Below are 20960 nucleotides of genomic sequence, written 5' to 3'. Positions count from 1 at the left end.
ATATGAGCCTGAGAATCGAAATTTTTACAGACGGTGCCTGCAGCGGCAATCCGGGGAAAGGCGGCTACGGCATCGTAATGAAAGTTCCGGAAAAAAACTACGAAAAGCGATTTTCAAAAGGCTTCCGCCTCACGACAAATAACCGCATGGAACTGCTTGCCGTAATTGTCGCTTTGGAGAAACTTAAATCTACCGAAAACGACATTCATATTTATACAGACAGCAAATATGTGGCTGATGCCATTAACCAGAAATGGATTTTCGGCTGGATTAAAAAAGGTTTTAAAAATGTAAAAAATCCCGATCTTTGGAAACGCCTGGTGCCACTTCTCAAAGCGCATAAAATCACTTTTCACTGGATAAAAGGCCACGCCGGACATCCCGAAAACGAAATCTGCGACCAACTCGCCGTGAAAGCCGCTCAATCGGACCAGCTCGAAACTGATACCTATTTTGAGAGCCAACAGAACGGCGGACTTTTTTAAATTTGAATACCGCTCGCGCGGATTAACTTTCCCACAAGTTACGCTTCCGTTTTCCTACTTTTCCTATCTTTGTTTAATGGATTACTTAGAGGCACTTCAAAAAAGATATTCAGTAAAAAAATTCGATCCTTCGAAAGAGGTTTCATCACAGATTCTTCAGAATATTCTGCAGGCAGGCAAACTTTCAGCAAGTTCACTGGGCCTGCAGCCTTACAAAATTCTTGTGGTTGAAAGTAAAGAAATGCTGGAAAAACTCTTTCCCGCATTTCACAATGCATCCCAGATTTCTTCCTGTTCAAAATTAATCGTAATCGTTTCTAAAAAAACGGTGGACAGAAGTTATATTGACGGATATTTCCGACATATTTCTGAGGTACGTGAAATTCCGGTTGAAAACCTCAGCCCATTCCGCAGAAATATTGAAAGCTATACTGAAAGTAATGTGGATGTACAGGCCTGGGCCGATAAACAGTCGTATATTGTACTGGGAAGTTTAATTTTTGCCGCAGCGATGGAAGAAGTAGATTCCTGTCCGATGGAAGGTTTCAAAAAAGATTTAATTGAAGAAATCCTGGGTCTGGATACTGAAAAAGAAGGTGTGGCAGTTACGTTGGCTCTGGGTTACCGCTCAGAAGACGATGATTTTCAGCGGTTGAAAAAAGTCCGCAAACCCGACGAAAAATTATTTAAATTTATTTAAAAACCTATGATTAAAGCAGATGTACTCGTCATTGGTTCCGGAATTTCGGGGCTTTCTTACGCGATAAAAGTTTCAGAAAAAATGCCCGAAGCCCAAATCACCATCGTCACCAAAGCCGATGAAGACGAAAGCAATACCAAATATGCGCAGGGCGGACTTGCTGTGGTCACCGATTTTGACAAAGATAATTTCCAGAAACATATCGACGATACCATGCGTGCCGGAGATGGCGAAAATAAACACGATGTGGTAGAAATGGTCATCAAAGAAGGACCGGCGAGATTTCAGGAGCTCGTGGATTGGGGAACGCGTTTCGATATGGAAAAAGATGGCGATTTCAAACTGGGCCGCGAAGGCGGTCATACAGAAAACCGCATCGTTCATCACAAAGATATAACCGGTGCAGAAATCGAGCGCGCCTTGCTGGAAACAGTAAAGCGGTCGAAAAACATCGAAATGCTGGCACATCATTATGTGGTAGATTTAATTACCCAACATCATGTCCCCGGAAAAGAACTGAATACCGACGATATTTCCTGCTATGGTGCCTATATTCTGGATGAAAAGAATAAAAAAATCAAGAAAATTACCGCCAAAATTACACTTGTTGCGACAGGGGGCGCCGGACATGTTTACAAAAACACTACAAATCCTGTAATCGCGACAGGCGACGGAATTGCGTTCGTTCACAGGGCGCGTGGCAGGGTTTCGAATATGCAGTATTACCAGTTTCATCCTACCGCGTTATATTCAAAAAGAGACGGAATGCTCTTTCTGATTTCGGAGGCTGTACGTGGTGACGGCGCAAAACTCAGAACCAAAGATGGCGAAAAATTCATGCAGAAATATGATGAACGCGAAGAACTGGCCTCCCGCGACATTGTTGCAAGAGCAATTGATAATGAGTTAAAAATTTCGGGCGACGATTATGTAGGGTTAGACTGCCGCGAAATGGATCAGGAAAAATTCAAAGAACATTTCCCAAACATCTACCAGAAATGCCTCAACGAAGGCATTGATCCCTTCAAACAGTTAATTCCCGTGGTCCCGGCCTGCCATTACCTGATGGGTGGAATCGATATCGATATGGACGGTCAAAGTTCAATCAAAAATTTATTTGCAGTAGGCGAATGCACCAATTCTGGTCTTCACGGAGCTAACAGACTGGCATCCAATTCATTACTCGAAGGCGTGGTCTTCGGTCATAACGCCGCTTTAAAAACTGTAGAATTACTGAAAATTAATGATTTTAATTTTGATGATTTAAAAGCCGTACCCGAGTGGAATGAAGAAGGAATGAAGATGATGGACGAAATGGTGCTGGTTTCTTATCTCCGTCGCCAGCTTCAGGAAATGATGAGCGATCTTGTGAGTATCGTACGGAGCAACGAACGTCTTGAACTTGCCCGCAAAAAACAGCGCGAAATCTATGAAGCCGTTACGGAACTTTATAATTATTCAATCATGTCGCCCCAGCTTTCGGAACTAAGAAATCTGGTGAATATCTCTTACCTCATCATCAAACATTCGCTTGCCATGAAAGAGAACAAAGGTGCATTTTATAATAAAGACCTGGTATAAACTGGTAAAAATCTGGCAAAAGCCTTAAAAAATAAAATATGAAAAGACCTGCATACGTAACCGATAAAGCCTTAAAACAATTCATAAAATCTGCTCTCGAAGAAGACATTCACGATGGCGACCACTCTACCCTCTCTACAATTCCCGAAAATCTTGAACAGAAAGCAAAACTTTTGGTAAAAGAAGACTGTATTCTGGCAGGTGTGGAATTGGCGGAAATTATCTTCAAACAGTTCGACAAAAACCTGAAAGTTGAAGTAATGATAAAGGATGGTGCATCTGCAAAAGCCGGCGACATTGCATTTTACGTAACCGGAAGTGCACGCTCAATTCTTTCAACGGAAAGATTAGTTTTAAACTGTATGCAACGCATGAGCGGAATTGCTACTCTTACCCACGACTGGGATTCGAGATTACTAGGGACCAAAACCAAACTCTTAGACACACGTAAAACCACTCCCAATTTCCGTGTTTGCGAAAAATGGGCAGTTGCAATCGGTGGCGGAACCAACCATCGATATGGGCTTTACGACATGATTATGCTTAAAGACAACCACATCGACTATAACGGAAGTATTACCAATGCCGTAAAAATGGCAAAAGACTATCTAAAAGCCAACAAAAAGAAGCTTAAGATCGAAGTTGAAACCAGAAATTTACAGGAAGTTGAGGAAGCTCTAAAATCCGGTGTTGACCGTATTATGCTCGACAATATGGGAGTTGATGAGATGAAAAAAGCTGTAAAACTCATCAACGGAAAATGTGAAACTGAAGCGTCGGGCGGAATCACCCGCGAGATGTTGAAAGAAGTTGCGGCGACTGGGGTAGATTTTATTTCCGCAGGCGCTTTAACCCATTCGGCGAAAAATATCGACTTAAGTCTGAAGGCGGTAAAATAATTATCGATTTCTCTTTTTTTACTGAAATTTTAAAATATTACGCAATGTATAATATTTTGAATTTGACAATGAAAGAAAATTTAACCCGCTGTAATACTGACAAATAGGCGGTTTGTTAACAAATATTTAAAATTTAACAATTCATTAATAATAGTTCCGTTTTTTTTAACGATTTTTGCCGAAAATATATATTTAAAATTAGTTAAATTTTATTATGAAAAGTAAAACTTTAAAGAAGACCGTGCTTATCGCTGCTATCGCTTTTTGCGGCTATGGAACTGTGCACGCGCAGGTTACTACAAGTAACATGACCGGTATTGTAACCACCGCTGATGGTAAGGCGAGCTCAGGTGCAACTATTAAAGCAACCCATTTGCCATCTGGTACCTCCTACTCCGCTAAGGCCAATGCTTCCGGAAACTTTAACCTTCCAAACATGCGTGTTGGAGGCCCGTACAGGGTTGAAATCACTTACGCAGGACAGCAGCCTCAAGTTTATGAAGATGTATATTTGGAATTAGGACAACCTTTTGTATTAAACTCTGTTGTAGGTGAAACCAAAACTACAGATATTGCAGAAGTAATGATTACGGCAGCCGGTAGATCAAATGTGAACAAAACAGGAGCTGCTACCAACGTAGGTCAGAAGCAAATCCAGGATTTACCTCAAGCTAACAGAAGCATAACGGAATTTACGAGACTTACCCCTCAGGCTAACGGAAATTCGTTTGCCGGTAGAGATGCTCGTTATAACAACCTTCAAATCGACGGTGCGAACTTTAACAATGGTTTTGGTTTAAGTTCAAGTCCGCTACCAGGTGGTAATTCGCAACCAATTTCTTTAGATGCAATTCAGGAAATCAGTGTAAACATTGCTCCTTTTGATGTTACTCAGTCTGGTTTTACCGGAGCTGGTATTAACGCAGTTACCAAATCCGGAACTAATAAATTCCACGGATCACTTTACGGTTATTATAACGGAAAAGAACTGAACGGATGGAAAATTAACGGAAAAGACATTGAAAAAGTTTCGGGAGGACAGGTTACCAACGGTTTTACAGTAGGTGGACCTATTGTTCAAAATAAATTGTTTTTCTTCATTAGTGCTGAAAGAGAAACAAAAACAGGAGCCAACGCATCTGGAGCTAACCTTTGGAAAGCATCTCAAGACGGAGTTTCTGATCCGGCAAACAATATTTCAAGGGTAAAAGAATCTGATCTTATCGCAGTAAGAAATCACCTGATCAACAGATGGGGTTATGATCCGGGAAGATATCAGGGTTATGCAAACGAGGCGGTACAAAAGGGAGATAAATTTCTTGCACGTTTAGACTGGAACATCAACGATCAGCATAAATTTGCAATCCGTTACAACATCCTCAACGGAACATCAATGCAGGTCGCAAACGGCAACTCTGGACCATCACCACGTTCGACATGGAACCGTGTAAGCGACAGAGCAATGACTTTCGAAAACGGAAACTACGGATTTGAAAATAAAGTTTCTTCACTTACTGCGGAATTAAACTCAACGTTTAACTCTAACCTTTCAAATAAATTATTATTTACCTATTCTAAAATTCAGGATTTAAGATCTACCCCTTCAGACACCCTGTTCCCTTTTGTTGACATCTGGGATGGTTCTCCGAATGGAGGTAACTATATCAGTTTTGGTACTGAACTTTTTTCTTATCTGAATGATGTAGTGAATGACAATTTCTCTTTCATTAATAACCTTACATATAATGCGGGTAAACACACAGTAACAGGAGGTGTTGCTTATGAAATGCAGAAATTTGGTAACTCATATACCCGTATGGGAACCGGTTATTACCGATATGCATCGGTAGCAGATTTCTTAAAAACAGGTACTGCTAACGAAGTTGCACCAATTATGTTTGGTCTTACTTATCCTTATGCTAACCAAGACACTTACGCAAGAGTAAACTTCGGTCTTGGATCAGCTTACGTTCAGGACAGAATTGCGCTTAACGATAAATTCAACTTTACGGTGGGCGTAAGAGCAGAACTTCCGTTCTATCTTAACGATCTTACAGCAAACCCATCAATCGACGCACTGGAATTATTGGATAAAAACGGTAATCCTACAAAATACTCTTCTGGATCATGGCCAAAATCACGTGTAATGATTTCCCCTCGTGTAGGTTTCAATTATGATGTTTTGGGCGACCGCTCACTTACTGTACGAGGAGGAAGTGGTGTATTTTCCGGGCGTGTACCTTTTGTTTGGTTAACCAACATGCCAACCAATGCAGGTGTACTTCAGAACACCATCGAACCGGGATCATATGCAGCAGTTGCAGGATGGATTAACAATATAACCTTCCAGCCGCAGGATATTTACTACCACCTTAACAATGTACCGGCGGGTGCTGAAAACGTTTTCATTACCAGTCCAAAAGCAGGTGCGCCTTCTTCTTTCTCTCTTGTTGATCAGGACTTCAAAATGCCTTCTGTGTGGAGATCAAGTTTAGGTATCGATTACAAAGTGCCTAACTCGGTTTTAACACTTACTACTGATATTCTTTACACTAAAGATATCAACGCAGTATTCCAGTTTGGGGCGAACAGAAAAGCATCAACACAAAAAATGACCTATGCGGACCGTGTTTATTATCCTAATGCTGCCTCATACACCTATAACTCAGCAATTGGAGCAAACAGTGCTACCATCTTAACGAATACAGACACTAAGGGTTATGCATTTTCTGCAACTTTCGGAGCTCAGATGAGACCATGGAAAGGACTTTCAGGATCTGCCTTCTATACCTATTCGAAAGCTGAAGAAGTATCATCTAACTCAGGATCTAATGCATCATCATCTTGGTTAGGTTCTCCAACCATCGATTCTCCAAACCAGGATTTCTTAAGTATTTCTAACTATGCAGTTCCTCACAGAGTTGTTGCAAACGTGACTTACGAGATCAAGAAAACGGGTACTACCATCGGTGCTTACTATTCCGGTGCGCATCAGGGAAGATATTCTTACTACTATTCCAATGACGTGAACGGAGACGGAATTGCAAATGACTTGCTTTACCTTCCAAACTCTACCGCGGATATGAACTTTGCTAACATTACAACCGGAAGTGGCGCAAACACTACTGTTCTGTTTACCGCAGATCAGCAGAGAGCAGCATTCGACCAGTTTATCAAAGACAATGGTCTCGAAGGTTACAGAGGACAAATTTTACCAAGAAACGAATTCCTTATGCCTTGGTTAAACCGTGTTGATATACGTTTGACTCAGAACTTGTTTACTGACATGGTTCAGAAAGGTGATAAAATTCAACTTTCTTTGGATATCTTAAACTTTGGCAACATGCTGAACTCTGAGTGGGGAATTCAGGATCAAAACGTAAGCTCTTACGGTGCTGCAATCCTTGGCCGTTCCGGTGCATTATCTCCAAATCCAACATTCCAGATGTTAAGAAGCGGTAATGAATTGGTTACTTCACCTAACAGACCTGCAAGTTCAAGATTTACTACTTGGTCCGCAATGTTCGGTATGAAGTATTCATTCTAAGAAACCTAAAGTATCAACTTTAGATTTGATATTAATCCCGACTTTATCGTCGGGATTTTTTTTATATTTGCAGTTAAATTATAAAAAAATATTTATGGATTTCAACATCATGCTTCAGGCACACCGTGGTTTTGCTTATTTAATCCTGCTTTTGGCAGCTGTTTTTGTTGTCGCACTGCTTGTGACTATGTTCGGATATTCAGGTAAAATCTCTAAACTTTTAAGAAAATCAACACTGTTTACGATGATTTTTTTCCACCTTCAGGCATTAATCGGGCTGGTAATGTTGTTTTTCTTCTCTCCAGGTTTCAAAGCAGCTTCAGAAGCCGGAACCCTGATGAGCGATTCTGCATCAAGAAATGCGTACGTTGAGCATCCTTTCGCCATGATCGTGGCTGCAGTGCTGTTAACCATCCTAAATAAAAAATTCAAAACCAACGATAAACTAAAAATGGGTTGGGTCATTATGGGATTCGTTGCACTTGCATTCATGCTTTGGGCATTTCAGTGGCACCGACTTTTCGTGGCGTAATTTATTATTAATTAGCATCCATCAGATAAAAAAATGAAAATAGCAGTTGTGGGCGCTACCGGAATGGTAGGCCAAGTTATGTTGAAGGTTTTAGAAGAACGAAACTTTCCGGTTACAGAATTAATTCCTGTTGCATCTGAAAAATCGGTCGGTAAAAAGATCAGTTTCAAAGGGAACAAATATTCCATCGTATCAATGCAGACCGCCATCGATATGAAGCCAAAAATCGCGCTGTTTTCTGCCGGCGGAAATACTTCCCTGGAATTTGCACCGAAGTTCGCTGAAGTAGGAACTACGGTAATCGACAACTCTTCTGCTTTCAGAATGATGGAGGATAAAAAACTGGTTGTTCCCGAAATCAACGCGTCTGAGCTTTCGAAAAACGATAAAATTATTGCAAACCCCAATTGCTCAACAATACAGTTGGTGATGGTTCTGCATCCTCTGAATCTGAAATACAATCTGAAAAGAGTAATCGTTTCAACTTACCAATCGGTTACCGGTACTGGTAAAAACGCGGTAGATCAACTTAATGCCGAAATCAGCGGTGACAATACTACAGAAAAGGTGTATCCATACGAGATTTTCAAAAACGCGCTTCCACAATGCGATGTTTTTGCTGAAGATGATTATACCAAAGAAGAAATAAAACTGATGACTGAACCTAAGAAAATCATGGGCGACGACAGTTTTAATTTATCGGCAACTGCGGTGCGTGTTCCTGTTCAGGGAGGGCATTCAGAAAGTGTAAACATTGAGTTTGAAAATGATTTCGATCTTGATGAAGTACGGAAAATCCTTTCGGAAACTCCGGGAGTTGTGGTCATGGATGATGTTTCGAACAAAATTTATCCTATGCCGCTGTATTCGGAAGGAAAAGATGAGGTTTTTGTCGGAAGAATCCGCAGAGACCGATCCCAACCTAACACACTTAATATGTGGATTGTTGCAGACAATCTCCGCAAAGGCGCCGCCACCAACGCGGTACAGATTGCCGAATATCTCTTAAAAAATCACTTGGTTTAATATAATGCTCACTTAAGGTGAGCATTTTTTTATTCTTAGACGCCTGAAACATTTTTAATTAAAACCCTCAAACACTGCTGTGGAAAATCAACATTCATCGAAAACCAATTTCGCATTCCAGAAGACCGTAGCTATTGCCGGAATCGGTCTGTTTATCGGGAAATTAATAGCGTGGCATCTTACAAATTCCGACGCTGTATTTTCTGATGCCATGGAAAGTATTGTGAACATCATTGCAGGATTCATGGGACTGTATTCGCTTTATCTCGCAGCAAAACCCAAAGACATCGATCATCCGTACGGTCACGGAAAAGTGGAGTTTGTGACTTCCGGAATCGAAGGCGCCCTGATTATTTTTGCCGGAATCATTATTCTTGTTCAGGCGGTTGATTCACTTTTGCACGGTAATGTCCCGAAAAAACTCGACTGGGGAATGCTCATTATTGCGGTTACCGCCGTAATCAACTATCTCATGGGTTATATCTCGGTAAAAAAAGGAATTCGGGAAAATTCCCTTGTCCTTCAAAGCTCCGGAAAACACCTGCAGAGCGATACTTTAACCACTTTAGGCGTTGTCATCAGTTTAATTTTGGTATATCTGACGAAAATTTACTGGATTGACGCTGCTGTTGCGCTTATTTTCGGGGGATATATCATGTTTGTTGGCTATAAAATTATTAGAAAAGCTTTGAGCGGAATCATGGATGAAGCCGATCAGGAATTGCTCTCCAAAATGGCTAAAATCTTAAACGAAAACAGAAAACGCGAGTGGATCGACATTCACAATACCAGAATTCAGCAGCACGGAAGCGGTCTTCATATCGATGCCCATTTAACGCTTCCCTGGTATTTTGAACTCCGAAAAGCGCATGAAGAAATGGAAGAAACGTATAAATTAATTTCAGAAAATTCCAGCAGGGCTATCGAATTTAATTTTCATCTGGATGACTGTAAGCCTTTTTCGTGCGAAATCTGCCAGCTTTCCGAATGCCAGGTTCGTCAGCGGCCGTTTGTAAAGAAAATTGTATGGAACGAAAATAATATTTCGCAGGTGGATAAACATGATGTTACAACCTAATTTCAACCCTTTCTCAACTGCTGTTTTCTATAATAGAATAATGGAATAATCAACAGCAGAATTAATGGCTGAATCACAAATCTCCGCATATAAAAGGAGAAAAGATAACCCACTTCAAACCCGGTATAAATGCAGTAAAGATAGATGGGAAAGGTGATTGCGAAAACCAACAGCATTAATACAACCGCCTGCATCGTCCATTCTTTATTTTTGAATACCAAATGAACAACAAATGCAGACAGGATTAAATTAAGGGAAAACCTGAAAATATAATTAATAATCAGTTTCGCCCACTCGAAATCAGGAAACTGTGCATTTTTGTCGGCTGCATGAAAATAATTCAGAAAAGGATCATAGAAAAGAGATCCTTCTACCATTCTCACGCCAATTAACCCAAATATTCCGAGTATGACGAGTAAGATCCTAAGCGGTTTCATTATCGGAATCTTTTAACGCAAAAAACTTAATCCAAATCAGCCAGAGCAATACAACGCTGCCATAAATAATCGCTGGGAATAGATAATCGTGTCCGATCTTGGAATATTGAGGCCATTCAACCAGAAGAATATTGAGGCCGGCAATACGTAGAACATTAATAAGGTGCAGGAATATAAATCCCAATGCGGCAAAAACAAAAGTCCTAATTCCCTGATAAAAAGCAAAAATAAACGCAAGAAAAAGTACCATCACCGAAATCGCATTACAGCCTTCGACCATGCGAGAAACATATCTGCCGCTCACATAAAACCAGTCTGTTTCCTGCTCGGGCTTGCCAGGCACAATCTGAGTCGCATAACCCAAACTTTGCTGTACAAAAGCCGCTTGCTCTGCAACCCATGCAGAAACCGGATCCAGACCCGTATTTTTAAATTCATTCAGATAAAACTGATAAGCCAGAACCATCACCACATAAAGGATGACGAATCGTAAAAGGATTTTCAGAACCGGCTTGAAATCATTGAACATACTGCAAATATAATCTTTTCAAAAATTCTATTTTCTTATCTTTGTAAAAGTATGAATATGGACAACGCAAAACTCTTTTTCGAAGAATTTATTGGGGAAAAATCACAGGTTTTTTATTCATTGCCCCAAAGCGGTTCGGCAAGAAAGAATTTCGTGGGCAGCTCATCAGAAAAGCGATACATCATCACCGAAAACGAAAATATTCCCGAGAACGAGAGTTTTTTTTACTTTTCTAAACTTTTCACGGCACTTCATCTCAATACACCCAAAATATTTAAAATTTCTGAAGACCGAAAAATTTATGTCCAGGATTTTTTAGGCAAAACTACCCTCTCGGAAATTATTGAAAGTGAAGGTTTAACTGAAAGAACAAAATCTTTGGTGAAACAAACTCTCGAAAAATTATTTCACCTTCAAACAAGCACAGAAGATAAGATTGATTATTCAAAAACTTTCGAATATGAAAGTTATGATGAATTTCCGGTAACGAACGATCTGTTCTATTTCAAAAGTTTTATTGCAGATGTACTCGAGATTCCTTACCACAAATCTACTTTGCTGAAAGAATTCAAAAACCTTACCTCAGAAATTACAAATTGTGGCCCGAAAGGCTTGATGATTCGCGATTTCCAGGCGAGAAACATTATGGTAAATGATCATGATGAGGTTTTCTTCATCGATTACCAGTCGGCGATGAAAGGTCCGCTCTTGTACGACGTTATTTCGTTTCTTTTTCAGGCAAAAGCCAATTTTCCTCAAGACTTCAAAGAAGAGATGCTGCGTTATTATTTTTCGCTTTGGAAGGATGAAAATTCAGTAAAAGAACTGAAAAGTTCGGTAAAACCGATTCAGCTGATCCGTTTCATGCAGGTGTTGGGAGCTTATGGATTCCGCGGACTTATCCAGAGAAAACCGCATTTTATCTCAAGCATTGATAAGGGAATTGAAAATCTGGAAGAGTTAGCAAATTGCTGGGACGGGATGGAACACTACCCGGAACTCAAAAAATTAATTACAGCGCTGAAATCAAATTCAGTTAAAAATAAAATCGAATCAATAATTAAAAACCATTAAGAAATTTAACGGTTCAAATCAATAAAAAAATGAGTCTTACGATAGATATACACAGTTTTTCCTACAAAAAAGGCGGAATTCCAAAAGATGAAACCGGAAACGGCGGTGGATTCGCTTTCGACTGCCGCGGAATTCTTAATCCAGGAAGGATTGAGGAATATAAAGCGCAAACCGGCTGCGATGTTGGCGTCCAGGAATTTCTGGAAACAAAAACCGAAATGCCTAAATTTCTGAGCCTGGTAAAGGAAATTGTTTCCATCAATATCGATAATTATCTGGGGCGCAATTTCGAGCACCTTCAGATTAATTTCGGATGTACCGGCGGGCAGCACCGCTCCGTTTACTGCGCTGAAAAAACCGCAGCATTTATCCGCGAAAAATATCCGCAGGCCACCGTTACTATTCATCACGACGAGCAGCCACAACTTAATAACAAGTAAGATGAAGGCCCTTATTTTTGCAGCCGGTAAAGGCACCAGGCTGAAGCCATTTACCGATCATCATCCGAAAGCGCTGGCAAAAGTCAACGGTGTATCGCTGCTGGAAAGAAATATTAAATATTTACAAAGTTATGGGATTAATGATTTTGTAATCAATGTGCACCATTTTGGAAATCAGATCATTGAATTTTTGAAAGACAACCAGAATTTTGGCGCCCATATCCAAATATCAGATGAAAAAGATCAGCTCCTGGAAACCGGAGGCGGCTTGGTTTTTGCAAGAAAATTTCTGGATTTTGAAGAAGACTTTTTAATTCTTAATGCTGACATTCTCACCGACTTAAATATTACAGAATTTGTAAAATACCATCAGGAAAAGAAAGATTTCGCTACTTTAGCAGTTTCCGACAGAAAAAGTTCCAGAAAACTTCTTTTCAACCCAGAAATGGTGTTGCGTGGCTGGGTAAATATAGATACTGGTGAGCAACGGCTGGCAGAATTCAACAAAGGATTCAAACCATTAGCTTTCAGCGGAATACATTGTATTAACCCTGCAATTTTCGGCAAGATAAAGCGCACCGGAAAATTCTCTATTATGGAAGAATATCTGGATTTAATGCACACCGAAAAAATCCACGGATTTGAACATCAGGCAAAACTGATTGATGTGGGAAAACCGGAATCTGTAATGGAAGCAGAGAAACATTTTAAATAAGACGAAAAAAATCTATGAGCAAAATAAAAAGAGGAAAGGGAACAACACGCGCTGCAGCCGGCAACGAATTTGAAATTGACCAAAAAGTTCAGCGGTCTTTTTCCGAAAAAACATGGGACGAAACCATTACCAAAGACAGCTGGATGGTTTTTAAAATCATGGCCGAATTTGTTGACGGATACGAACGGCTCGCGAAAATTGGCCCATGTGTATCAATCTTCGGGTCTGCAAGACTTAAACCTGACAGCACCTACTATAACCTTGCGGTAGATATCGCAGAAAAAATTACCGAAATCGGTTTTGGAGTCATTACCGGTGGCGGACCCGGCATTATGGAAGCCGGAAATAAAGGTGCCCATAAAGGCGGCGGAAAATCTATTGGACTAAATATTGAACTCCCTTTCGAACAGCATTTTAACCCTTATATCGATAAAGGTTACAGTTTGGATTTCGATTATTTCTTTGTAAGAAAGGTGATGTTTGTGAAATATTCTCAGGGATTCATTGTAATGCCGGGAGGTTTCGGTACTTTAGATGAACTTTTGGAAGCAATGACGCTGATTCAGACCAACAAGATCGGAAGATTCCCAATTGTTTTGGTTGGATCTGACTATTGGAAAGGCTTGCTGGATTGGTTTAAAGACACCTTGCTGGAAAACGGAATGATTTCTGAGGAAGATTTAAGCCTGTACAGGGTGGTTGATACTGCGGAAGATGCCGTAGCGCACATCAAAGCATTTTATGATAAATACACGGTAAATGTCAACTTTTAATTGGCATTATATTTGAGACTATACTGAAACAAGAAATACAGATGAAAAATTTTTTACATATTATCGGAATCTTTGCATTGATAGTGATGACAAGTTTTGCGACCGCAGATTTTTACTCCTCGATGACAAAGGTAGATTATGTGGAAGGAAGCAAAACACTGAAGTTCACAACAAAGATGAATACCCAGCATATTTCTGATGCCATTAAAATAAATCCCAATACAGCAGGTTTTGAAGCAGAGGTAAAAAAATATGTCAACAATAATTTCGATTTGTTTGTTAACGGCAGTCCTAAGACGCTTACTTTCACCGGAAGCCAGGTTAATGGTCAGTCGGTTTGGGTTTACTTTGAAGCCGGCGGCGTAAGCGAGATCAGCACTTTAAAGATTAAAAACACCATTTTGTTGGGTACCTTCCCCAGACAGATAAATCTGGTCAACATCGCCTACAAAGGCAGCCAGAAGACCATGAATTTCCAACGTGGGAAAGAGGTAAATGAAGTTAGTTTTTAAAGAAGATTACTTAGTTAAGATAAGAAAAGATTGCGAATTACTCGCAGTCTTTTTTTTGCATTTAAAATAAACATTCTAGTCTAAATTAATTCTCAATGCGTCTTCTCAGTTCAGGCAAATGACCGAAATAAACACTAAAAAAGCAGCCTCAGTTGAGGCTGCTCTCTGGTATTGGTTGTTATTGATAACTGATTAAGATTACGGCTTAGCTTTAACTTTAACGTTATCTATTTCCCATGTATTCGCTGCCGATGTAGTAGAAACGTATTTGAAGGCGATTCTCACTTTCTTGCCGGCAAAACTATTAAGGCTAACATTTCCTGAATTTACGAATCCAAACGCTCCCGAATTTGTATCCCAAACTGGTGATAATTCGGTCCAAGAAGTTGTTGCTGGGCTTCCAGTATAGTTATCAGTCACGAATGCTTTCAATGGTGTTCCTGAATATCTTACATCACTGTCAAAAGTAAGGTTGATTTGAGAATAACCATTCAAGTCGATTTCTTTAGAGATCAACCAATCTTCATTTTCGTTAGAACCATTAGCGAATCCATTCATTACTGCATAATAGTTAGATCCTGTACCTTGGTTTGAAGTTTTCCAAACTTGTGCACCGGTAACACTTACAGCGGTCCAGTTAGTAGCATTTAAAGTAGTACCGAATTCATCGGAGAACAGAATTGTAGGAGCTACTGCACCATCGCATCTTTCATTATCGAAATCGGCATTTACCTGATAAGGAATCCAAAGTTGGTAGGTTCCGTTATAATAACTTAAAACAGCATACACATCGCCTTGTCCTGCATCAATTGTATTATTTGCAAAGGTTGCAAAATTGCTGGTTCTAAGAAGTATTTCATTACCAGAACAATCTTTTAAAGTTCTGTTGGTAGTAGTTCCGGCTGCGTAGGGCTCGCCAAGATCGCTTTCAACATACTGTACATTTTTAATTTTAATCCATTTACCTACATCTTCGAAAGAAAGCTGAGGAATGGTTTTTTCTGTAGCAGTAACTGGGGTAATATTTTCTTTGGAATCTATGAAGAATTTATAAACATCCTTTTCTTCAACCTGACCAATATTTCCGTTGAATGGGGCTCCTAATTGGAATTCTCCGCCGGATTTACCAATATAAAGATCTTTTAATTTAATAATCAAATTCTTACCAACACGGAATCTTCCATCCTGATAAAGATTAAGTTTGTTGATATTCACACGGATTCCTCCGGTAGCATCCTCGATATAAACGTATTTGTAAAGGTTACCCGTTTCGTCATTTGCAATGACTTTGGCTTTAAGATAAGCATCTTGGGTAATTTGAGTATAATTTCCGCTGGTGTACATTTGCTTCACTTCTGCAACTGTTTTTTGAGCAGAATTTGCAGGATTAAATGAACAAGGATCTGCAGTGATTCCATCTTTTCTTGGGAAAGTATTCATTTCCAAATCGGTATCTCTTACGATATACATTTGGTAAGTAGTGTTGAATTTGCTGTAGATTCCAACAAATTTTCCTTTTCCAGCAGGTAATGTTTTGGTAGCAAAAGATGCATAACCACTGTTTCTTACCACTCGTGAAGTTGAAGTACTTGGATCATTAATTGCACGATCAACAGTTGTAGAAGGAGGTGCAAATGTTGAACAAAGCACTTTGCTGTCGAATTCGGCATTATCTACTTGAATTAAACAACCTAAATATTGGTCATACGCAGAAACCATTTGAGCCAATGTCATCACTTTTGGTACAATTTGCTGTAGTGGATCACATGATCTTTTGATATGCTCGGTAACCATTTTCTCAGGAATCCTGTCGAAAGCTCCGTTCACCATCGCTCCCAACTGAGTTACCCCTCCGTAAGCTCCTACTGCCAAATCTTTCACCTCGATGTAGATTTTTGAACCTTGAGGATAATTGGCATAATTGCTCAAAGAGTTTACACTAATGGTGAAACCTTGGGTTGGATTCTCCGGTGCATCTTGAATGTAGATATACTTATAGATATTCCCTGTTTCATCAGAAGAAGAAACATAACCTTCGATATAAGCTTTATCGGTGATGGTTTGGTTTTGAGGTTTTGCTTTAACTTCTTGCAAAGTCCATTTTTCGAAACCATTTGCCGGATTTTCGTAATAAGCTGCCCCTGTACAAACCAATAAATTATCTGCATTTAGGGCATCATACTCATCATCGTGTACGCAACTATTGAAAAGGAACGCACTGAAGACAAGGGTGAATAATTTTATTAAAGAAAAGTATTTTTTCATTTTTTTTAATTTAAATATTAGAATCTTAAATAAACATTAGCGAAGAAAGTTGTCCCTCTGTCATACCAAAGTTTTGGTGCGAAAAGAGCATAACCACCTTTTTCCGCATTCAAATTGTCTTCATAAGATGCTGCGAAGTTGGATTTTCTTCCTTGTTCAAATCCGCCTGTTACGTAATCTCTGTTGTTTAAGATATTATTTACACTTACACTTACACCCATTCTATATTTACCAATAAGGAAAGATTTTCCTGCATTGGCATTCAACATAAATTGGTCATCAAATTTTTGTTGTTTAAGGAGAGCAGCTACATTTTCTGCATTCGCTTCAGGGATATCAAATCCTGTGTATTCACCGGTTGTAGTGGTATAGATATCTCCGGTTCTAGGGTTGGTGTAAAAGTTTGCAGTTCTGTTGATAACGGAAAAATCCAAATACTGATCCATCAAATAGTTGGCAGAAACACCTAACCACCAGAATTTCGTAGAGTTATATTTCAATCCTAATGAGAAAGCTTTTTGTGGAGTTCCAGCTACTTTTAAACCTTTGATATTGGCTTCACCAAATTCTTGGTCTGCTGCGAAGTAGGTTCTGTCCACATCACTATATGAATAAGCTTTCGGGTTGTTGGTATATTCGTAATCGCCCACACTTGCCACTAAGTTTGCGTTAAGTGTTGGGGTTACTTTCACATCAAGACCTAATTCAACCCCCATGTATCTCTTATCAGCACCACTTAAAACTTCAGCGATAAATGCATTTGGGGCTCCAATTGCAGAGTTATCATCACCTCCTCCTTCTAAGTAATATCTGGAAATATCAGTACTATTGCTGATGGTAGTATAATATCCTGAAAGTCTAATTTTTAATACTTGACCTCTGTGGATATAGCCCAAATCGTTTGAATTAATCATTTGGTTTGACACACCCGGCGTCATTCTTTCATTTACCCTAGGATTCACAAAAATTTCGTTGAGCGTAGGAGCTACACTGAAAAATGCTCCGTTATAAACGATGAAGTTTCTACCATCGATTTTGTAGGTTACTCTGCCTTTCACCCCGCCGTCTAAAGCATCATAAATACCGCTTTTTCCTTTGGAAGTATTGAGGTAGTAATGGTGTCTGTATTTTCCGTCTCTTTGAGATTCCGAATAAGAGGAGAAAATAGATCCCATAACGTTCCATTTCGGTAAATCAAGTTCTGTAGAAGCATTGAACGCATAAGAAGATCGAGATAAAAGATAGTTGTACTGGGTACGGTCTCCTTCTCTTACTTCTACATTTGGATCATCTACGTTATATGGATTATCTCCTCCGAAAGCATTCAGGTTATAAGCGAAATCAGCGCCCAATAAATCGCTTACTCTTCGGAAATTGTCTGATTTCAAGTTTTGATAATTGAAATTTAGGTTCAATTTCCAGTTAGGTTGCAACATAGTATCAAAATGTGAAGAGTAATTGAATGTTTTATCTTCATTCACATCTTCTACCATGGTATAAATGGCGCCTCTTTTCTCGCCGTTCATTCCGGTCTTATTCAAATAGTTGGCTCTGTATAAAGCATCCCAACTAATTTGACTAACGTTGCTGTCAGTTTGCCAGCTATTGCTTACTGCTTCAATCTCAGCCAATTCGTCTGCGGTGACATCGTTTCCACCATCGCTTTCTAATTCTAAAGCTTTAGAGAAGAAATAGCTTGGTAATTTTCTGTAGTAAGTAGGGTTTGGATCTGTTCCGTGGAACCAATCCAATCTGCTTCTAGAGTCGCTTCCGAATTGATAAGAAAAGGTGTTGGTCCAGTTGGATGTTTTGCCTAATTTCAAATAATCAGTCAACATAAATATTGGCTCGAAAGTTTTTCTGATTCTAGAATTTCTTTTTTCACCATCTTGCCATCCCCAATATGAGTTGTAGTTTTTGCCCATTAGATCATAAACCTCCTGGGTATTTGGTGCGTTGCTCGCTCTGTAAGTTGGTGCTCCGAACGCGGTAAGGTTAATCGCGTGTCTACTTGAAAATTGCTTTTCAATGGCTCCAAAATAGGCGTAGCTGTTTTGCTGAGTTCCATCAATAACACCTTCTTCAGCCCATCTTCTACTTGCCGAGAATGTAAACGCCCAACCATTTTTGCTTAATCCTGAAGAATAAGTAGCCATGGCTCTGTGACGATAACTTCTGTTGGTGAATGAATATGCTAGCGATGTTTGCTTTCTGTAAGAAGAAGCTCTTGTGTTATAATATACAACACCTCCTAAATTACCAAAAGTGTAAGCAGATGGAGTGATATTATCGACAGATTCGTATGGATAACGGGTTACGTCGTTCAATCCTCCCCAGTTACTGAAATCTACTCTTCCATCATCATTTTTCGACATAGAAACACCGTTGAATAATACATCTTCATAACGATTATCCACTCCTCTTGGTCTAAACCAATAAGCACCCAACTCGAATGCCGTCACACTTTGGAAAATGTCTCTTCCCGAGTTCAGCAAACCGATGGTTGGTTGCATAGAAGATCCGTCTTCATCAGAATCGCTCGCTGCATCATCGATTACCATCACTCCTGCATTTGCAAATGGTGCAGGTAATAAACTGATTACGCCTAAATCCCTTCTTTTTTCGTTTGCAGATACCGTAAATTCAATCACTTTTGTTTCAAAATTCGGCTTCGAAACATTAATCTGGTACTGCCCAGGCTGAAGATCAACAAACTGAAAATAACCAATTTTATCGGCTTTCACATCATCAGTAGACTGTACAAGATCAATCTCTGCGCTCTCAACTGGTTTACCTTCCTGGTCTTTTACATACGCATAAACCGTAGTTTGCGCAAAATAAAACGATGCCGGAAGCAAAGTAAACAATGAGATTAAGGATAACTTTTTAATCATAACTAATTATTTAAATCCCCTTTATGATAAGATATTTTTAAGGGGCAACAAATTTAAGGTTAATTTTTATTAAGTTAAAGATATTTAACACTTTATTCTTATAAAGAAGTATCAATTATTATTAATATCCCTAAATTCATAAGGCTCCAAAAAAATATTGCTAAAAAGTATTACTCATAGTTTTAAGTGCTTGCTTGCGAAATTATTACTAATTTTACACACTTAAATTTTTTATGTATTTTCTAATGAAAAAATTTTTTATTACAATCACGCTGTTTTTTATGGGCTTTGTTTTTGCCCAGAAAATACAGGTACAGCGAGCAGCCATCGCTTTTTTTAATGTAGAAAACCTCTGGGACACTGTTCCTTCGGCAGATTATATTGATGGTACAAAAGATTTTAAAAATCCGGCATTCCACCGCAGTGTGCCGCTGGACTCTTTACAATATCTGGAAACAACTGAAGTGTACAAAGGCGAATGGAGCAACGAACTTCTCGTAGGTAAAAAAGTGGTGCGAAACCAGATTCTTGCCGATGATTTCACCGCAAACAGCTCTAAAAACTGGAATACCCAAAAGTATAACCAGAAAATGACCAACATAAGTAAAGTACTTTCTGAACTGGGAAGACAATATACCAATGACAACCCTGCCATCATCGGCCTTGTGGAAGTTGAAAACCGCCAGGTGATCGAAGACCTTATCAAACAGCCTGCGCTCGCAAAAAGCAATTACGGGATTGTACACCACAATTCCTATGATGCCCGTGGCGTGGATGTGGCTTTAATCTACCAGAAAGGAAGATTCGTTGTAACCGACCACTATGAGAAAGATATTAAAATCTTCAACGAAGAAGGCCACAGAAGCTACACCCGTGGCGTTTTGGTCGTTAAAGGTTTGCTCGATGGCGAAAAAACAGCAGTTTTTGTAAATCACTGGCCGTCCAGAAGTGGAGGCGAAGCACGCTCTTACCCACGCCGTGCCGCCGCAGCAACAGTTTTAAAAACCGAAATGGACCGTTTAATCGCAGAAGATCCTTCCATCAAACTTATCGCAATGGGCGACTTCAATGATGATCCTGTGAGCCCAAGCATCAAAAAAGTTTTAGGCAGTGTGGCAGAACCGGAGCAACTTAGCGATAAAACTCCTTATTATAACCTAATGACCAAAATGTATAAGGCAGGTGTTGCTACCTTGGGTTACCGCGATGCACCCAACCTTTTTGATCAGATTATCGTTTCTAAAAACTTCTATTCTCCCGAAAAATTATCGGCAGGATACACCGTATTTAAAACCGAAGTTTTTGCACCTTCTTATATGAAAAACAGCGAAGGACAATGGAAAGGCTATCCGCTGAGATCTTGGGACGGCGACCGCTTCACTAATGGATACAGCGATCACTTCCCTGTATTCACAGTACTACAGCGGGAACACAAATCCAAATAAGTTTTTTTTAATATAGATAAAACCGAAG

18 protein-coding genes are annotated in these 20960 nt (G+C 39.5%); 14 read left to right on the top strand and 4 right to left on the bottom strand.

Annotated features, from left to right (window positions below; genetic code table 11):
• Positions 1-8 precede the first annotated feature (8 nt).
• From rnhA to OK344_RS06520, 8 genes are all read left to right on the top strand, one after another.
• The gene (gene rnhA, locus OK344_RS06555; protein ID WP_265144118.1) at positions 9-485 is read left to right on the top strand and encodes a ribonuclease HI; all 477 of its coding nucleotides are present in this window, start codon (positions 9-11) and stop codon (positions 483-485) included.
• A gap of 76 nt (positions 486-561) precedes the next feature.
• Positions 562-1185 carry an NAD(P)H-dependent oxidoreductase gene (locus tag OK344_RS06550; RefSeq protein WP_265144022.1) on the top strand — a complete coding sequence of 208 codons (624 nt, stop codon included), beginning with the start codon at positions 562-564 and terminating at the stop codon, positions 1183-1185.
• A 6-nt stretch (positions 1186-1191) separates the two neighbouring features.
• Positions 1192-2766, top strand: a complete 1575-nt coding sequence (gene nadB, locus OK344_RS06545) for an L-aspartate oxidase (RefSeq protein ID WP_265144021.1) — start codon at positions 1192-1194, stop codon at positions 2764-2766.
• Positions 2767-2804: 38 nt separating this feature from the next.
• Positions 2805-3665 (top strand): carboxylating nicotinate-nucleotide diphosphorylase, encoded by an 861-nt coding sequence (gene nadC / locus OK344_RS06540; RefSeq protein ID WP_265144020.1) that lies wholly within the window; start codon positions 2805-2807, stop codon positions 3663-3665.
• 214 nt (positions 3666-3879) lie between these two features.
• Entirely contained in the window at positions 3880-7212 is a 3333-nt protein-coding gene (locus OK344_RS06535) for a TonB-dependent receptor (protein WP_265144019.1), read from the top strand.
• Between the two features lie 94 nt (positions 7213-7306).
• Positions 7307-7744 carry a hypothetical protein gene (locus tag OK344_RS06530; protein ID WP_265144018.1) on the top strand — a complete coding sequence of 146 codons (438 nt, stop codon included), beginning with the start codon at positions 7307-7309 and terminating at the stop codon, positions 7742-7744.
• Between the two features lie 33 nt (positions 7745-7777).
• Complete coding sequence (locus OK344_RS06525) at positions 7778-8770, top strand: aspartate-semialdehyde dehydrogenase (protein WP_265144017.1); 993 nt, start codon at positions 7778-7780, stop codon at positions 8768-8770.
• Positions 8771-8849: 79 nt separating this feature from the next.
• Positions 8850-9848, top strand: a complete 999-nt coding sequence (locus tag OK344_RS06520; protein ID WP_265144016.1) for a cation diffusion facilitator family transporter — start codon at positions 8850-8852, stop codon at positions 9846-9848.
• A 2-nt stretch (positions 9849-9850) separates the two neighbouring features.
• On the opposite strand, the gene OK344_RS06515 is transcribed toward OK344_RS06520, so the two are convergent.
• The gene (locus OK344_RS06515; RefSeq protein ID WP_265144015.1) at positions 9851-10285 is read right to left on the bottom strand and encodes an exosortase F system-associated membrane protein; all 435 of its coding nucleotides are present in this window, start codon (positions 10283-10285) and stop codon (positions 9851-9853) included.
• On the bottom strand, positions 10272-10814 hold the full coding sequence (gene xrtF / locus OK344_RS06510) for an exosortase family protein XrtF (protein WP_265144014.1): 543 nt from the start codon (positions 10812-10814) through the stop codon (positions 10272-10274). The genes OK344_RS06515 and xrtF overlap by 14 nt, the downstream gene beginning before the upstream one ends.
• Before the next feature lie 51 nt (positions 10815-10865).
• Between xrtF and OK344_RS06505 the strand changes: the two genes are divergently transcribed.
• Genes OK344_RS06505 through OK344_RS06485 form a run of 5 tightly spaced genes read left to right on the top strand, consistent with a single transcriptional unit; the run spans position 10866 to position 14328 of the window.
• The gene (locus tag OK344_RS06505) at positions 10866-11888 is read left to right on the top strand and encodes an aminoglycoside phosphotransferase family protein (protein ID WP_265144013.1); all 1023 of its coding nucleotides are present in this window, start codon (positions 10866-10868) and stop codon (positions 11886-11888) included.
• A gap of 29 nt (positions 11889-11917) precedes the next feature.
• Entirely contained in the window at positions 11918-12328 is a 411-nt protein-coding gene (locus OK344_RS06500; protein WP_265144012.1) for a RapZ C-terminal domain-containing protein, read from the top strand.
• Between the two features lies 1 nt (position 12329).
• Positions 12330-13043 (top strand): nucleotidyltransferase family protein, encoded by a 714-nt coding sequence (locus OK344_RS06495; RefSeq protein WP_265144011.1) that lies wholly within the window; start codon positions 12330-12332, stop codon positions 13041-13043.
• 14 nt (positions 13044-13057) lie between these two features.
• Complete coding sequence (locus tag OK344_RS06490) at positions 13058-13816, top strand: LOG family protein (protein WP_265144010.1); 759 nt, start codon at positions 13058-13060, stop codon at positions 13814-13816.
• 41 nt (positions 13817-13857) lie between these two features.
• A complete protein-coding gene (locus tag OK344_RS06485; RefSeq protein ID WP_265144009.1) occupies positions 13858-14328 on the top strand; it encodes a DUF6702 family protein in 471 nt (156 codons plus the stop codon).
• 198 nt (positions 14329-14526) lie between these two features.
• On the opposite strand, the gene OK344_RS06480 is transcribed toward OK344_RS06485, so the two are convergent.
• Together OK344_RS06480 and OK344_RS06475 are read right to left on the bottom strand one after the other, a co-directional pair.
• Positions 14527-16593, bottom strand: coding sequence for a DUF5689 domain-containing protein (locus OK344_RS06480; protein WP_265144008.1), 2067 nt, complete (start codon positions 16591-16593; stop codon positions 14527-14529).
• Positions 16594-16610: 17 nt separating this feature from the next.
• Positions 16611-19487, bottom strand: a complete 2877-nt coding sequence (locus OK344_RS06475; protein ID WP_265144007.1) for a carboxypeptidase-like regulatory domain-containing protein — start codon at positions 19485-19487, stop codon at positions 16611-16613.
• Positions 19488-19732: 245 nt separating this feature from the next.
• Between OK344_RS06475 and OK344_RS06470 the strand changes: the two genes are divergently transcribed.
• Positions 19733-20932, top strand: a complete 1200-nt coding sequence (locus OK344_RS06470) for an endonuclease/exonuclease/phosphatase family protein (protein ID WP_265144006.1) — start codon at positions 19733-19735, stop codon at positions 20930-20932.
• Positions 20933-20960: the final 28 nt, after the last annotated feature.

This window comes from Kaistella yananensis, assembly GCF_026107505.2.
GTDB classification, from domain to species: domain Bacteria; phylum Bacteroidota; class Bacteroidia; order Flavobacteriales; family Weeksellaceae; genus Kaistella; species Kaistella yananensis.
The sequence above is the reverse complement of the archived record's forward strand: the minus strand, read 5'-3'. Positions and strand labels throughout refer to the sequence as shown.

Excerpts from the sequence above, each read along its gene's own strand:
- OK344_RS06550 (WP_265144022.1), top strand. The coding sequence starts at position 562 with ATGGATTACTTAGAGGCACTTCAAAAAAGATATTCAGTAAAAAAATTC.
- nadB (WP_265144021.1), top strand. The coding sequence starts at position 1,192 with ATGATTAAAGCAGATGTACTCGTCATTGGTTCCGGAATTTCGGGGCTT.
- nadC (WP_265144020.1), top strand. The coding sequence starts at position 2,805 with ATGAAAAGACCTGCATACGTAACCGATAAAGCCTTAAAACAATTCATA.
- OK344_RS06535 (WP_265144019.1), top strand. The coding sequence starts at position 3,880 with ATGAAAAGTAAAACTTTAAAGAAGACCGTGCTTATCGCTGCTATCGCT.
- OK344_RS06530 (WP_265144018.1), top strand. The coding sequence starts at position 7,307 with ATGGATTTCAACATCATGCTTCAGGCACACCGTGGTTTTGCTTATTTA.
- OK344_RS06525 (WP_265144017.1), top strand. The coding sequence starts at position 7,778 with ATGAAAATAGCAGTTGTGGGCGCTACCGGAATGGTAGGCCAAGTTATG.
- OK344_RS06515 (WP_265144015.1), bottom strand. The coding sequence starts at position 10,285 with ATGAAACCGCTTAGGATCTTACTCGTCATACTCGGAATATTTGGGTTA.
- xrtF (WP_265144014.1), bottom strand. The coding sequence starts at position 10,814 with ATGTTCAATGATTTCAAGCCGGTTCTGAAAATCCTTTTACGATTCGTC.
- OK344_RS06505 (WP_265144013.1), top strand. The coding sequence starts at position 10,866 with ATGAATATGGACAACGCAAAACTCTTTTTCGAAGAATTTATTGGGGAA.
- OK344_RS06500 (WP_265144012.1), top strand. The coding sequence starts at position 11,918 with ATGAGTCTTACGATAGATATACACAGTTTTTCCTACAAAAAAGGCGGA.
- OK344_RS06495 (WP_265144011.1), top strand. The coding sequence starts at position 12,330 with ATGAAGGCCCTTATTTTTGCAGCCGGTAAAGGCACCAGGCTGAAGCCA.
- OK344_RS06490 (WP_265144010.1), top strand. The coding sequence starts at position 13,058 with ATGAGCAAAATAAAAAGAGGAAAGGGAACAACACGCGCTGCAGCCGGC.
- OK344_RS06485 (WP_265144009.1), top strand. The coding sequence starts at position 13,858 with ATGAAAAATTTTTTACATATTATCGGAATCTTTGCATTGATAGTGATG.
- OK344_RS06480 (WP_265144008.1), bottom strand. The coding sequence starts at position 16,593 with ATGAAAAAATACTTTTCTTTAATAAAATTATTCACCCTTGTCTTCAGT.
- OK344_RS06475 (WP_265144007.1), bottom strand. The coding sequence starts at position 19,487 with ATGATTAAAAAGTTATCCTTAATCTCATTGTTTACTTTGCTTCCGGCA.
- OK344_RS06470 (WP_265144006.1), top strand. The coding sequence starts at position 19,733 with ATGAAAAAATTTTTTATTACAATCACGCTGTTTTTTATGGGCTTTGTT.